The 15,147-nt window shown below is 64.3% G+C and carries 11 protein-coding genes; 8 read left to right on the top strand and 3 right to left on the bottom strand.

The genetic code is table 11. From position 1 onward, the window contains the following. Window positions 1-44: 44 nt before the first annotated feature. From FY036_RS20220 to FY036_RS20195, 6 genes are read left to right on the top strand one after another with little or no spacing between them, the layout of a single operon-like run. Window positions 45-920: a branched-chain amino acid ABC transporter permease gene (locus FY036_RS20220; RefSeq protein WP_148916563.1), complete on the top strand. Its 876-nt coding sequence runs from the start codon at window positions 45-47 to the stop codon at window positions 918-920. Window positions 921-924: 4 nt separating this feature from the next. After that, window positions 925-2,025 carry a branched-chain amino acid ABC transporter permease gene (locus tag FY036_RS20215; protein ID WP_148916562.1) on the top strand — a complete coding sequence of 367 codons (1,101 nt, stop codon included), beginning with the start codon at window positions 925-927 and terminating at the stop codon, window positions 2,023-2,025. Beyond that, window positions 2,022-2,807 (top strand): ABC transporter ATP-binding protein, encoded by a 786-nt coding sequence (locus FY036_RS20210; RefSeq protein ID WP_148916561.1) that lies wholly within the window; start codon window positions 2,022-2,024, stop codon window positions 2,805-2,807. Before FY036_RS20215 ends, FY036_RS20210 begins: the two co-directional genes overlap by 4 nt. A 2-nt stretch (window positions 2,808-2,809) precedes the next feature. Continuing rightward, window positions 2,810-3,616 carry an ABC transporter ATP-binding protein gene (locus FY036_RS20205; protein ID WP_148916719.1) on the top strand — a complete coding sequence of 269 codons (807 nt, stop codon included), beginning with the start codon at window positions 2,810-2,812 and terminating at the stop codon, window positions 3,614-3,616. Between the two features lie 42 nt (window positions 3,617-3,658). Then, complete coding sequence (locus tag FY036_RS20200) at window positions 3,659-5,554, top strand: AMP-dependent synthetase/ligase (RefSeq protein WP_148916560.1); 1,896 nt, start codon at window positions 3,659-3,661, stop codon at window positions 5,552-5,554. 45 nt (window positions 5,555-5,599) lie between these two features. Continuing rightward, window positions 5,600-6,778: an ABC transporter substrate-binding protein gene (locus tag FY036_RS20195; RefSeq protein WP_148916559.1), complete on the top strand. Its 1,179-nt coding sequence runs from the start codon at window positions 5,600-5,602 to the stop codon at window positions 6,776-6,778. Between the two features lie 104 nt (window positions 6,779-6,882). Here the strand turns inward: FY036_RS20195 and FY036_RS20190 are convergent, their stop codons facing one another. From FY036_RS20190 to FY036_RS20180, 3 genes are all read right to left on the bottom strand, one after another. Next, the gene (locus FY036_RS20190; protein WP_148916558.1) at window positions 6,883-10,008 is read right to left on the bottom strand and encodes an efflux RND transporter permease subunit; all 3,126 of its coding nucleotides are present in this window, start codon (window positions 10,006-10,008) and stop codon (window positions 6,883-6,885) included. A 31-nt stretch (window positions 10,009-10,039) separates the two neighbouring features. After that, complete coding sequence (locus FY036_RS20185) at window positions 10,040-11,209, bottom strand: efflux RND transporter periplasmic adaptor subunit (RefSeq protein ID WP_148916557.1); 1,170 nt, start codon at window positions 11,207-11,209, stop codon at window positions 10,040-10,042. Between the two features lie 187 nt (window positions 11,210-11,396). Then, the gene (locus FY036_RS20180; protein WP_148916556.1) at window positions 11,397-12,224 is read right to left on the bottom strand and encodes a MurR/RpiR family transcriptional regulator; all 828 of its coding nucleotides are present in this window, start codon (window positions 12,222-12,224) and stop codon (window positions 11,397-11,399) included. A 127-nt stretch (window positions 12,225-12,351) separates the two neighbouring features. On the opposite strand from FY036_RS20180, the gene FY036_RS20175 reads away from it, so the two are divergent. Next, entirely contained in the window at window positions 12,352-13,722 is a 1,371-nt protein-coding gene (locus tag FY036_RS20175) for a glutamine synthetase family protein (RefSeq protein ID WP_148916555.1), read from the top strand. Between the two features lie 26 nt (window positions 13,723-13,748). Next, entirely contained in the window at window positions 13,749-15,134 is a 1,386-nt protein-coding gene (locus tag FY036_RS20170) for an aldehyde dehydrogenase family protein (protein WP_148916718.1), read from the top strand. Window positions 15,135-15,147: the final 13 nt, after the last annotated feature.

The following is a 15,147-nucleotide window of genomic DNA, read 5'->3' as shown; positions in this document are numbered from 1 at the left end:
GGCGCGCGGCGAAGACCGTGCGACCGTGAAGAGGAGGAACGCATTTGGACGTCTTGCAGCTGATCGTCAGCGGGCTTGCAAACGGCTGTGTCTACGGGCTGGTCGCGATGGGCTTCGTGCTGATCTACAAGGCCACGGAAGCGGTGAACTTCGCCCAGGGCGATTTCATGATGCTCGGCGCCTTCATCTGTCTCGGGCTCACCAATCCGCAATTCATGGGGCTGCCCTTCTGGGTGTCGGTGCCCATCGCCATCGGCATCATGGGAGCGTTCGGCTACGCGCTCGACCTCGTCGTGCTGCGGCGCATGTTCGGGCAGAGCCAGGTTGCCATCATCATCCTCACCATCGCGCTGGGCTTCGTGCTGCGCTTCGTGGCCGGCCTCATCTGGGGGCACGAGCCGATCTCGCTGGCCTCGCCCATAGCAGGCCGCGACGTGCGGTTCCTCGGCGTGGTCCTCGGGCTGGACGAGATGATGGTGATCGCGGTCACGGTCGTGCTGACAGTGGTGCTCTACTTCTACTTCAACCGCACGAAGCTGGGCGTCGCGATGCAGGCATCCTCGCAAAACCAGCTCGCCGCCTATTACATGGGCATCCCGGTCAAGCGCATCCATTCGCTGATCTGGGCGCTGGCGGGCATGGTCGCGGCGGTGGCCGGCATCCTCTTCGCCTCCAAGGGCTCCATCGACCCGTCCATCGGCCTGCTGGGCATCAAGGCGTTCGCGGCGGCCGTCATCGGCGGGTTCGGCTCGCTGCCGGGCGCGCTTCTGGGCGGCATCATCGTCGGGCTGATCGAGCCGTTCTCGGGCCGGTACATGCCGTCAGGCTACTCGCAGATCATGCCGTACCTGCTGCTGTTCATCATCCTCGTCTTCCGACCGCACGGCATTCTCGCCCAGGTCCACCAGAAGAAGGTGTGAGCCCATGAGGACGGTTTTCAAGACCTCGTACGACGCCGACATCAACCTGTTCAAGCATAGTGCGCAGCGCAACTGGTACATCCTCCTGCTCGCCTTCGCCCTGGCGCTGCCGTTCCTGATTTCCAGCTTCGCCATCGGTGAGGCGACGAACCTGCTGATCTGGGCCATCGCCTGCATGGGGCTGATGATCCTCGTCGGCCAGACGGGGCAGGCGAGCCTCGGGCATGCGGCCTTCCTGGCCGTCGGCTGCTACGCCAATGTGCTTCTGCAGGAGCGGCTGGGCCTGCCCTTCATCCTGTCGTTTCCGCTGGCGGGGCTGATTGCCGGCGTGGCGGGCGCGCTGATCGCGATGCCGATGACCAAGCTGCACGGCGTGTACCTCGCGATCGGCACCATCGCCATCGCCATCCTGACCGACGATTTCATCGTCATCGCCACGCCGCTGACCAATGGCGTGATGGGGCTGTTCGCGCCCGACATCTCCATCTTCGGCTACGGCTTCAACCGCTATGGCAACCCGGTCGGGCTCTACTACCTCATCCTCGGCATCACGCTGCTGGTGGTGCTCGGCTACCGCAATCTCCAGCGCTCGCCGCTGGGGCGCTCGTTCGCCGCGATCCGCGACTCGGAAATCTCGGCGCAGGCGATGGGCGTGAACGTGGCGCGGACCAAGGCGGTAGCCTTCGGCATCTCGGCCGGTGTCACCGGCCTTGCCGGCGCGCTGATGGGCCACTTTGCCGGCATCTTCAACAACGAGACGTTCAACATCATCCTGTCGATACAGCTGCTGCTGGCCATCGTCATCGGGGGGCTCGGCACCATCCACGGGGCGTTCTTCGGTGCGGCCGTGATCGCTCTGCTGCCACAGACCATCGCCATGGGGCGCGACTTCCTCAACAAGTTCATGGCGAGCGGATCGATCGCCATTCCCGGTCTGGAAGCAGCGATCTTCGGCGGGATACTTATCGCGTTCATCCTGTTCGAGCCGCAGGGCATCTACGGGCGCTGGTTCAAGATCCGCACGTGGTTCGAGCTGTTTCCGTTCTATCGCCGCGACATGTTCCGTCGCCAGAAGAGCTACCTGAAGACGGAGCGGATGCGATGAGCCTGCTCGAACTCGAAAACGTCACCCTTCGCTTCGGCGGCGTCACCGCCGTCAACAAGGTGTCTTTCAACGTGGAGGAGGGCGAAGTGTTTGCGCTCGTTGGGCCAAACGGGGCCGGCAAGTCGACCATCTTCAATCTCATCTCGCGCATCTACAACCCGGTGGAGGGCGATATCCGGTTCGACGGCAAGTCGATCCTCCAGACGCCGCCGCACCAGATCGCGCGGCTGGGCATCGCGCGCACCTTCCAGAACATCGAACTGTTCGAGCAGGCGACCGTGATGCAGAACCTGCTGGTTGGCCGTCATCGCCACCGACAGAGCAACATGTGGACGGAGCTCGGCTTCACGCCGTTCGTCCGCGCCGAGGAGCGTCGCCATCGCGAGGCGATCGAGAAGGTGATCGATTTCCTCGACCTGCAGGCCTATCGCGACAAGTATATTGCGGGGCTGCCATATGGCGTGCGCAAGGTGGTGGAGATGGGCCGCGCGCTCGCCATAGAGCCGCGCCTGCTGCTGCTCGACGAGCCGGCGTCCGGCCTGTCGGTGGAGGAAACGCAGGACGTCGCCTTCTGGGTCGAGGACATCAAGAAGCAGATGGGCGTGACGGTGCTGATGGTCGAGCACGACATGCATCTCGTTTCCGCCGTATCGGATCGCGTGCTGGCGCTGGCCGACGGCAAGATGCTGTCGCTCGGCACACCGCACGAGGTGCAGAACGACCCGAAGGTGATCGAGGCCTATATCGGCGTCGCGGACGAACATCAGGAGGTGCTGGCATGACGATGACCGCGACAGCCCCTGTGACGGCGGCCGGCACCGAGGTGATCCTGTCGATCCAGAATGTCGAGAGCTATTACGGGCCGATCATGGCGATCCGTGGCGTCAGCCTCGAGGTGCGCGAGGGCCAGATCGTCACCGTGCTGGGCGCGAACGGAGCCGGCAAGACGACGCTGATGAAGACCATTTCGGGCGTGATGGACCCCGAAAAGGGCAAGATCGTCTATCAGGGCCGCAACATTGCGGGCGCGAACCCGGACAAGGTGGTGCGCGCGGGCATCGTACACGTGCCCGAAGGCCGCGAGGTATTCCCGCTTCTGACTGTGGAAGAAAACCTAAGGATGGGCGCGTTCACGCGCTCCGACACCGACGGCATCAGGCGCGACGAGGAGATGGTGTTTTCCTATTTCCCCATCCTTGCGGAACGTCGCGCGCAGGCCGCAGGCACGCTTTCGGGCGGGCAGCAGCAGATGCTGGCCATCGGGCGCGGGCTGATGGGCAAGCCGAAGGTGATGCTGCTGGACGAGCCTTCGCTGGGTCTGTCGCCGCTGCTTGTGAAGGAAATCTTCCAGATCGTGCGCCGGCTGAACCGCGAGCAGGGTGTGACGATGATCCTCGTCGAACAGAACGCCAAGGTCGCGCTGGAAGTGGCCGACTACGGCTACGTGATGGAGCTCGGCCGCATCGTGATGGCCGACACGGCCGACCGGCTGCTACAGTCGAAGGACGTGCAAGAGTTCTATCTCGGCATGCAGACGGAGGAGACGCAGCGCAGCCAGAAGCGGTGGAAGCAGAAGAAGACGTGGCGGTGAGGATCGCCGCGCTTCGGATATGACTTTCGGGAGGAAAGTGACATGACGATCGCCGAAAAAATCCCGCCCCAGCAGGTCGTGGACGGCTATTCCTTCAATGCCGACCTGACGACAGGGCCGTTCTATTTCGACGGCTGCGACACGCTGGTGAAGCTGTTTAGGCAGCGCTGCCAGGAACTGGGGCAGAAGGTTTCCCACCGCGAGAAGGACTACGGCATCTGGCTGTCCTATACGTGGGCCGATTTCTACGACCACGCTCGCCTGATCGGGCTCGGGCTGCTCTCGCTCGGCCTGAAGCGAGGCGAGGTGGTGTCCATCCTGTCGGAAGACAACAAGGAGTGGATCTATTCCGATCTGGGCGTGCAGTCGGTCGGGGGTATTTCGTCCGGTGTCTACACCACCGATTCCGCATCCCAGCTCAAATATCTCGTCAACGATTCCGACAGCCGCTTCCTGTTGGTGGAGAACGACGAGCAGCTCGACAAGTACCTGTCGGTCAAGGACGAGATGCCGGGGCTTGCGAAGGTCATCGTGTTCGACCGCGACGGCCTGCACGACTTCGCCGACGACAAGGTCATCTTCCTCGACGATCTCTACGCGGCGGGGCGCGCCTTCCTGAAGGAAAATCCCAACCGCTTCGACGAGGAGATCGCAAAATCGAAGCCGGGGGAGACCGCGATCCTCGTCTACACCTCGGGCACGACCGGACCGCCCAAGGGCGCGATGATAAGCCATTCCAACATCATCGCCTCGATCATCGGCTCGGTGCTGACGCTGCCGGTGAGACCGAGCGACGAGCAGGTGTGCTTCCTGCCCCTGTGCCACATTCTGGAGCGGTTGATTACCGTTTTCACGCCGATCGGGCTGAAGTCCACGGTGAACTTCGCCGAAAGCCCGGAGACGGTGTTCGACAATGTGCGCGAGGTCTCGCCGCACGTGTTCACGGCCGTTCCGCGCGTCTGGGAGAAGGTCTACAGCCGCGTGACGATCATGGCGAGCGAGGCGAGCCTGATCGGCAAGTGGTCGTTCGCGCAGGCAGTGAAGGCCGGCAAGCGCCGCGCAGAAGCGCTGGAGGAGGGCGTGGCGGTGCCGCTGGGCACGAAGCTCGCCTACGCATTCTGGGACTTCTTCCTGCTGTCCAACGTGCGCCGGATGCTGGGCTTCGACCGGCTGCGCCGTGGCACGACGGGTGCCGCCCCGATCTCGCCGGACCTCATCCGCTGGTATCGCGCCATCGGCGTCACCATCCTGGAAGGCTACGGCATGACCGAAAGCTCGGGCGTCATCTCCGTCAACCTGCTGGAAAAGCAGAAGACGGCGAGCGTCGGCCCCGCGGTGCCCGGCGGCGAGGTACGGATCGCACCCGACGGGGAAATCCAGTACAAGGGGCCGAACGTCTTCCAGGGCTACTGGAACAAGCCGGAGAAGACCGCCGAGACGATCTCGGAGGATGGCTGGCTCAAGACGGGCGATGTCGGGCGGCTCGACAATCAGGGCTTCCTGTTCATCACCGGCCGCGTCAAGGACATCATCATCACCGCTGGCGGCAAGAACATCACGCCGGCCGAGATCGAGAACCGGCTGAAGTTCTCGCCCTACATCTCCGATGCCGTCGTCATCGGCGACAAGCGCAAGTTCCTGACGTGCCTCGTCATGATCGACCAGGAGAACGTCGAGAAGTTCGCGCAGGACCGCAAGGTTCCCTTCAACAATTTCAAGTCGCTATGCGCCGCACAGGAGGTGCGCGACCTGATCGCAGGCATCATCGAAGAAACCAACAAGGAGTTTGCCCGAGTGGAGCAGATCAAGGATTTTCGCTTGATCGACGTGCTGCTCACCGCAGAAGATGAAGAACTGACAGCGACGATGAAGCTGAAGCGCAGCTTCGTAGAGCAAAAGCACAAGGCGCTGATCGACGACATGTACGGCCGGGAGTGAGAAAGGCCGCACTGGAACGACAAGACAACAATCAGGAGGAGTGACATGAAAAGCATCATTGCAAAGTCAATCGTCGCCATGGGCCTCGCGGCCGGCATGGCCTCGGCCGCACATGCCACGCAGGGCGTTTCCGACACCGAGATCGTGATCGGCTCGAACGGCGACCTTTCGGGCGTGTTCGCAGCGTTCAACGTCGGCGCCATCAAGGCGGCGCAGCAGATGTTCGACGAGGTGAACGCGGCCGGTGGCATCCATGGCCGCACCATCCGCTTCGTGGTGGAGGACCACGGCTACCAGGTGCCGCGCGCGGTGCAGAACTTCAACAAGCTGGTCAATTCCGACCAAGTCTTCGCGATGATCCTGAACCTCGGCACGCCGCACAACATCGCCGGCTTCCCGCTGATGGAATCGAAGCAGGTGGCCAACATCTCGCCGCTGACCGCAGCGCGCCAGATGCTGGAAGGCAACATCGACTACAAATATGCGGGCTTCTCGTCCTACTACGACCAGGTGCGGGCGGGCATCCGCCATCTCGTCGAGGAGAAGGGCGCAACCAAGCTGTGCTCGATGTACATCCCGTCCGATTTCGGCCAGGAGGTGTTCGAGGCGACCCGCGACGAGGCCGAAGCCGCTGGTCTCGAGTATGTAGACGAGACGACGCATCGCCCCGACGAGCAGGAGTTCGTCGGCTCGATCCAGAAGCTGCGCGATTCCGGCTGCGAGATCGTCACCATGGGCATCGCCGTTCGCCCGACCATCATCGCCGTCGGCACTGCCAAGCGCCTCGGCTGGACCGACGTGTCGTTCATCGGCTCGTCGGCGGGCATGAACACGGCCATCGCCAAGGTGCCCGAGGGCGTGACAGAGGGCTACTATGCCGCTGCCGGCTGGGTGGACTTCGAAAACCGCATGGACGTGCCGGAAGTGGCCGAATGGGCCAAGGCCTATCAGGACGCGCATGGCGAGCCGGTCGGCACGGCAGCGCAGCTTGGCTACGGCGCGGCCAAGACGCTGGTGATGGCGCTGGAAGCTGCCGGGCGTGACCTGACTGCCGAGAGCTTCCGCACCGCGATGGAAGGCGTGCAGTACAACGACCCCATCAACGATGCGGATGTGAACTATGGCGAGGACCATCTGGGCTCGACGCTCGTGGTCATTTCCAAGATCGAGGGTGGCAAGTGGGTCGAGGTCGGCCGGGTCGATTCCGCCGGCGAGAGCAACTGAGCTTAAACGGCTTTAACACGAAAGGCCGCGCGGTTTGCCGCGCGGCCTTTTTCATTGCGCCGAGCCATGTAAGGGAAATTGCAAAGCACCCCTGAAGCCGGAGGCTACTCCGCCGGCTGAACCTTGGGCGCGCTTGCCTCTGCCAGCTCGCGGTGGAGGCGCTTTTCCTCCTCCACCTTGGGCGTGACGAAGCGGCCCAGCATCAGGTAGGCAACGGGCGTCAGGTACAGCGTCGAGATGGTGGAGAGACCCAGCCCGCCGACGATGACCCAGCCCAGCGCGATGCGCGCTTCCGCGCCGGCGCCGCTCGCGAGGATCAGTGGCAGGCCGCCGACGATGGTGCACAGCATGGTCATGACGACGGGGCGAAGGCGAATGTTGGACGCCTCCTCAATGGCCTCTCGCACGTCCATGCCGCGGTCGCGGAGCTGGTTGGCGAATTCCACGATCAGGATGCCGTTCTTGGCCATGATGCCGACCAGCAGGACGAGCCCGATCTGGCTGTAGACATTGAGGCTGGTGCCGGTCAGCAGCAGCGCGAACACCGCGCAGGCGAGCCCCAGCGGCACAGTCGCCATGATGATGACGGCCGAGACGAAGCTTTCGAACTGGGCGGCCAGAACCAGCAGGATGATGACGATGGCGAAGCCGAAGATGGTCATCATGCCGCCGGACGTTTCCTCCAGCGTGGCTGCCTCGGCCAGCGGCACGATGCGACTGCCGGCCGGCATGTGCTGCGCGGCGATCTCCTGCGCGGCGATGTAGGCATCGCCAAGCGCTATGTCGGGCGCGAGCGCCGTCGTCAACGCCACAGAGCGGGTCTGTTGCTCGCGGGCGAGCGACGGGGCCACGGCCTGCTCCGACAACGTCGCGATGGTGGACATCGGGACGAAGCGCCCGTCCTGCGCGCGCAGGAAGATGTTTTCCAGATCGGTCGGGTCGTTGACCGGGTTGGTCGTGGACAGGAGCTTCACGTAATAGGAGCGGTCGTCGATGAAGACGGAGCCGATCTCGCGCCCGTCGAGCATCGCCTGCATGGCTTCCGCCAGGCCGGTGATGTTGATGCCGAGGTCGGACGCGCGCTCGCGGTTGATCTCCACGGAAAGCTGCGGCTGTGTGGTTTCCTGCGACAGGCGCGGCTGCCGGAAGCGGCTGTCCTGTTCCAGATCGGCCACCACGGCCTGCGCGGCGGCGGTGAGCTCGGCGTAATTGTTGCCGACGATGGCGAACTGCAGGCCGCTGCCCGCGCCGCGGATGCCGAGGCTGTTGGGCTGGAAGGCGAAGGCACGCACGCCCGGCACGTCTTCGACCAGCGTGGTGATCTCGGCGAGGATTTCCTGCTGCGTGCGTTCGCGCTGGTCCCACGGCGCCAGCGACATCACGATGAAGCCCGAATTCTGCGAACCGCCCTGGCCTGCGATGGCGAAGGTGGAGACGATCTCGCCGGAATCGCGCAGCGGCTGGATGAGACCTTCGATCCGGCCCATCTGGGTGCTGAGATAATCGAGGCTCACGCCCTGCGGCGCGGAAACGCGCACGAAGGCCGCCGAGCGGTCTTCCGTCGGCGTCAGCTCCGAGCGGATCGTCGGGAAGATGGCTGCGGCCAGAGCCGAAAACAGGGCAGCGATGATGATGACGATGAGGGGCGCGTTGAGCGCTGCCCGCAGGGTTACCCGGTACAGGTTTGCGAACCAGGAGCCAACCCGTCCGAGAATGCCGTGATGCTCGTGGTCGACCCTGCCCGACAGCATGCGCGAGGCGAGCATCGGGCACAACGACAGCGCCACGATCGACGACAGGAACACCGCAATCGCCAGCACGAAGCCGAACTCGCGGAAGAGGCCGCCGGTTTGCCCCGGCAAGAAGGACAGCGGCACGAACACCGCCACCAGCGTGGCAGTGGTTGCCAGCACGGCGAAGAACACTTCCTGCGTGCCCAGAACGGCGGCTGCACGTGGACCCATGCCTTCGTTGCGGCGTCGCACGATGTTTTCCAGCACCACGATGGCATCGTCCACGACGAGGCCAGTCGCCAGCACGAAAGCCAGAAGGGTGAGGATGTTGATCGAGAAGCCGGCGAGATAGACCGCCGCGATCGTGCCGATGAGAGCGACGGGCAGGGCAAGCCCGGGAATGATGGTCGCCCGCCAGTCGAGCAGGAACATGAAGATGATGAGCAACACGACGGTGACGGAGATGCCGAGCGCGATCTCCACCTCGTGGATGGCCCCGTTGATGAACACCGCCTCGTCGCCGGTGATGAAGATGTCCACGCCTTCCGGCAGCGTCGGCTTGATACGCTCGACCGCCTCGTGCACGCCTGCCGAAATCTGCAGCGTGTTGGATTGCGCTTGGCGGATGATGCCCATGCCGATGCCGGTGCGCCCGTTGGCGCGAAGCTGGGATTCGCCCTCGTCGCCGCCCAGCGTCACCGTTGCCACGTCGCCCAGCCTGGCGGTGCTGTTGATGATGATGTTCTCGAACTGCTCGGGCGTCGTGACCGGGGCGGTGGCCCGCACGATCAGATCCTGGCTGTTGCTGGTCAGCGAGCCGGCCGGTGTGTCGAAGGCCATCGAGGCCATCGCGTTGCGCACATCGGCCACCGTGAGGCCGAGGCTCGCCAGCCGCGACTGGTTGATGTCGACACGGAAGATCTTGTCGCGCCCGCCGAATATCTGCACCTCGGCCACGCCGTCGATGGAAGCGAACGCATCGACGATCTGGTCTTCGACCAGCAGCGTCATGTCGTGCACCGTCATCGTCTCGGACGTCATGGCGAGGCGTACGACCGCCTGAGCGTCGGCATCCGCCTTGACGATGCGGGGTGGATCGGCGTCTTCGGGAAGCCGGTTCTGGATGCGGCCGACCGCGTCGCGCATGTCGGAGGCGGCGGTGTCCAGATCGACGCCGTCGTTGAACTCGATGGTGATGCGGCTGCGGCCGAAGGACGAAGACGACGAGATCGACTTCACGCCCGAGACGCGCGCGATGGCGCCTTCAACGACGGCGGTGAGCTCGCGGTCGATGGATTCCGCCGACGCGCCGGGGAAATCGGTGTTGACGGTGATGACCGGGCGGTCGACGTCCGGAAGCTCGCGCACCTCGACGCCGAAGAACGCGGCGAGGCCGGCGACTGCAATGAGCGTGTTGATGACGAAGGCCAGAACCGGCCGCCGCACGAAGAGCGCGGTGATGCCTGTCTCTGTCGAGGCAGTGGGTTCCTGGCTCAAGCGCGGGCTCCTCGTTTAAGTTTGTCGGGCTCTACGAGCCGGTGGTGGTGATGACCGCCGGCTGCTGGTCTTCCTGCGCGCGCACGACACGGACCTCGCCGCCCTCGCGCACCGAATGGATGCCCTCGGTGACGACAGCGCCGGCCGCGCCGAAGTCGCCTGCCACCAGAACGCTGTCGGTGTTGCGCTGGATGATGGTGACGGGCGCGCGGCGCGCCTTGCCCTCCTCGACCAGCCATACGAATGCGCCTTCGGTCCCCCACTGGATCGCCAGCGGATCGACCGCCGGGTAGCTGTCGCCGGGGAAGGTCATCGTCACCTGAAACGACATGCCGGCGCGCAGCATGTCGTCGTCATTGGCGATGCGGGCCTGGATGCGCAGGGTGCGGCTTTGCGCATCGATGCGGTTGTCGATGGCGCTCACCACACCGCGAAAGGTCTCGTTGGGGCGAGCGACGGAGGCCGCCGACACGTCGTCGCCGACCGAAATCATACCGGCGAAGCGCTCCGGCACCCAGAAGTCGACCACGATGCGCGAGCGGTCGTCTATGGTCGCGATCTCGGTCTGGGTGGTGACGTAGTTGCCGGCCGAAACCGGCAGGATGCCGACGATGCCGGAGATGGGGGCGACGATGGAGCGGCGCTCCAGCGTCAGCTCGGCGTCGCGTATCGCGAGGCGTGCATTGCTGACGGCGAGTTCGGCTTCGGTGACCTGGACCGCTGTAGCGGTGTTGGACGTGCGCAGTGCCTGGATGCGGTCGCGCCGCGCCTCGGCGTCTTCCAATGCGATGCGCGCGCGGTCGAGCGCGATTTCCTCAGCGTCCGCGTCGAGCTTGGCGATAGGATCGCCCGCCTCAACCCGTGAGCCGGATTCCACCAGCACCTCGGTCAGCCGGCCGGTGGCGAATGGCGTAACCGAGACCGAGCTCGTCGCCCGGCCGGTTCCGATGGCCGAAAGCCGGTCGTTTATGGTCGCGGTGCCGATGGTCGTGGCGACCACGAGTGCCGGCTGCTGGTTGAAGCCGCCGCGAGGCTGCTCGCCTTGCGGAGCGCTGCTCTCGCGCTCTGGCACGGCGGCCGCTGCCCAATCGAGGCCCCAGCTTTCCAGCGTTTCGGGCGCGCTGGGAAAAAACCGCGCCCACAGGACGACTGCGACAGCGATCACGACCAGCGACGCGACCAGTTGCTTCCAAAACGACATCCGTCACTCCGGGTTGTGGCGGGGTACCCGCATGGGCCTGGCAACCACCGGACAAACAAAATGGGAATGTCGCCGCGTCACTCAGCGCGTCGCATTCCTCCAATGCCTTTATGACAACAGTTTCGGCCCAATGCACCCGGTATATCATTAAATATCGGTAATTTGACCGGGCCGTTACGGATGCGAATCAACCGCCCCTGAGGCTTTCCATCTCGCGGATGCGGCGGGCGCTCTCGTCCTCGAGCTTGCGGGTGAGCTCGCCGATCACCGCTTCGGCGACAAGAAACAGCGCGACGGACGAATCCCACGCCGAAGGCACCGCCGTGCGGCCGGCAACCACGTGGCGTGCATGGCGCGTGATGGGCGAAAGCCACTGGTCGGTGAAGAGCACGATCTGAGTGCCGCGCTTGTGGGCGGCTTCGGCCAGCCGCATCAGGCTGTCCTGATAGCGGCGGATGTCGAAGACGACGACCACGTCGTTGCGGCCCATGTCGATCAGCCGGTCACGCCAGTTGCTCTCCTGGCCCGACAGGTGCAGCACGCCCGGCCGCACGATGGCGAGGTGGGCCGCCATGTATGCCGCCACCGGATCGGTGAAGCGGCCGCCGACGAGGAAGACCTTGCCCCGCCGGTTGGCAAGCGCGGCCACGATGGCGGCCATCTGCCTTTCCGGCAGGTGGCGGAAGGTTTCGCGCACGTTCTCGATGGCGGCGGCGACGAAGGGCGTGGTGTCGCGATCCGCTCCCGCGTCGATGGCGCGGGTCAGCGGCGACTGGAGTTGGGCCGCGAGCTCATCCTGGAGCCGCGCCTGAAAGTCCGCGTAGTTCTGGAAGCCGAGCCGCGACACGAAACGCAGGATGGTGGGCGACGACACCCCCGCCTGGGTGGAAAACTCGGCCACGGTGCGCAGCCCGATGAGCGGGTAGTTGGCGATGAGGATTTGCGCCGCGCGCCGTTCGCCGGCGGGCATTCCAGCCATCCGCTCTGCGATCATTTCGGCAATGCTCGTGCTCATGCGGAGGCCCGACAACGTGTTTGACAAAGCGCGGCGAAGTGTATGAAATCATCCATCAGAGCGCAATCCGACCAATCCCGTATCATTCGTTACAGGCCGACACCAACGCCGAACCGCGGAGCAGACGATGGCAGGCACGATTTCCTTCGATCAGCTGAAGAAGCTCGTCTCGGCGGGTGACATCGACACGGTTCTGGCCTGCGCCGTGGATATGCAGGGGCGGCTGATCGGAAAGCGCTTCCTGGCGAAGTTCTTCGTCGAATCCGCCTATGACGAGACGCATGGCTGCAACTATCTGCTGGCCAACGACATCGATATGGAGCCTGTGCCCGGCTACAAGGCGGCAAGCTGGTCGAAGGGCTATGGCGATTTCGTCATGAAGACCGACCTCGACACCATTCGCGTGCTGCCGTGGCTGGAAAAGACGGCCATGGTCCTGTGCGATCTTCAGGACCACCACACGCATGAGGACTTGCCTCATTCGCCGCGCGGGATCCTGCGCAGGCAGGTGGCGCGGCTGAAGGAGCGCGGCTACCTCGCCTATTTCGCCTCGGAGCTGGAATTCTACCTGTTCGACGAGACCTACGACACGGCGCGCGCCAAGCACTGGAAGAACCTCGACACGGCCTCGCCCTATATCGAGGACTACCTGATCGGCCTGACCTCGAAGGAAGAAGGCGTGATGCGCCGGCTGCGCAACGAGATGGAAGCCGCCGGCATCCCGATCGAGAACTCCAAGGGCGAGTGGGGGCCGGGGCAGGAAGAGATAAACGTGCGCTACGCCGAGGCGCTTGAAATGGCGGACCGGCACGTCATCCTCAAGAACGGCGCGCGCGAGATCGCCCATTCCGAGGGCAAGGCCATCTCCTTCATGGCCAAGTATAATTACGAACTGGCCGGCAACTCCAGCCACATCCATAACTCGCTGTGGAGCGCCGACGGCAAGACACCGCTGTTCTTCGACAAGCAGGCCAAGTGGACGCTGAGCGAGCTGGGCCAGCAATGGGCGGCGGGACAGCTGCGCTACGCCAAGGAATTCACCTGGTTCCTGGCGCCCTACATCAACTCCTACAAGCGGTTTCAGGCCGGCACCTTCGCGCCCACCAAGATCATGTGGAGCGAGGACAACCGCACGGCCGGTTTCCGCCTATGCGGCATGGGCACAAAGGGCATCCGCATGGAGTGCCGCATCGGCGGCGCGGACCTCAACCCCTATCTCGCGTTTGCGGCGCTGATCGCGGCCGGCCTCGCCGGCATCGACGAGAAGCTCGAACTGCAGGATCCGTTCGTCGGCGACGCCTACCAGGCCAACCGCCTGCCCGAAATTCCCAAGACGCTGCGCGAAGCTACTGAGACAATGGCGAAGTCGAAAATGCTAAAAGAGACGTTCGGCGCCGACGTGATCGAGCACTACGTTCATACGGCGCGCTGGGAGCAGTTCGAATACGACCGCCGCGTGACGGACTGGGAGCTGCATCGGGGGTTCGAGCGGTATTGATCCGAGACTGAATGAACGAGGTTATCATGGCCGAAACGGTAAAGCTCTCATCCCCCGTCGACGGTTCGATCTACGCCGAGCGCCCCGTCGCCTCCGAAGCCGAGATCGACGCGGCCGTTTCCCGTGCTCGCGCGGCGCAGGCGCAATGGGCGAAGACCAGTATCGACGAGCGCGGCGGGTATCTGCTCGCCTTCCTCGAAGCGCTGCTGGCGATGAACGACGAGATCGTGCCGGAGATCGCCTGGCAGATGGGCCGCCCGGTGCGCTACGGCGGCGAGAAGGGCGGCGTCGAGGAGCGCACACGCTATATGGTGGCCCTGGCTGAAAAGGCGCTGGCCCCCTACGTCCCCGAGGATCGTCCAGGCTTCCGCCGCTATCTCAAGCGCGCGCCGCTGGGCATCGTCTTCACCATCGCTCCGTGGAACTACCCCTATCTCACCACGGTCAACTCCGTCGTCCCGGCGCTGATGGCGGGCAATGCCGTGATCCTCAAGCATGCCGCGCAGACGCTGCTGGTGGGCGAGCGGTTCCAGGCCGCTTTCGACAAGGCCGGCCTGCCGAAAGGCCTGTTCCAGAACATCGTGCTCAGCCACGGCCAGACCGAGAAGCTGCTGGGCTCGGGCAAGGTGGACCACTGCAACTTCACCGGCTCGGTCGGGGGCGGCCGAGCCATCGAGAAGGCAGCTGCGGGCACCTTCATGACGCTCGGCCTCGAACTTGGTGGCAAGGACCCGGCCTATGTGCTGCCTGACGCCAAGCTCGACCACGCCATCGCGAACCTCGTCGACGGCGCATTCTACAACACCGGCCAGTGCTGCTGCGGCATCGAGCGGGTCTATGTGCACGAGAAGGTGTATGACGACTTCGTCGAGGGCTTCATCGCCGAGACTAGGAACTACGTCGTCGGCAACCCGCTCGACCAGTCCACCACCATGGGCCCGATGGCACAGGCGCGGTTCGCGGATTTCATCCGCGAACAGAAGGCCGAGGCGCTGCGCAAGGGCGCGACCGCGCATATCGGCATGAAGGTGGAAGGCGATCAGGATGGCTCGCCCTATCTGGCGCCGGAGGTGCTGACGAACGTCAACCATCAGATGAGCGTGATGCGTGAGGAGAGCTTCGGCCCGATCGTCGGCATCATGAAGGTGCGCGACGACGAGGAGGCGGTTCAACTCATGAACGACAGCCCCTACGGCCTCACGGCTTCAATCTGGACGACCGACACGGACCACGCAGCCGCGCTGGGCGACCGGATCGAGACCGGCACGGTGTTCATGAACCGCTGCGACTATGTCGATCCGGGTCTCGTGTGGACCGGCGTCAAGGACACCGGCAAGGGTGGTGCAATGGGCCTCGTCGGCTACGAGAATCTGACGCAGCCGAAGAGTTATCACCTGCGCGAAGCGATCTGATTTCAAGGTACCG

The organism is Neoaquamicrobium microcysteis, from assembly GCF_008180155.1.
GTDB classification, from domain to species: domain Bacteria; phylum Pseudomonadota; class Alphaproteobacteria; order Rhizobiales; family Rhizobiaceae; genus Aerobium; species Aerobium microcysteis.
This window is presented reverse-complemented; position numbering and strand designations above follow the sequence as displayed.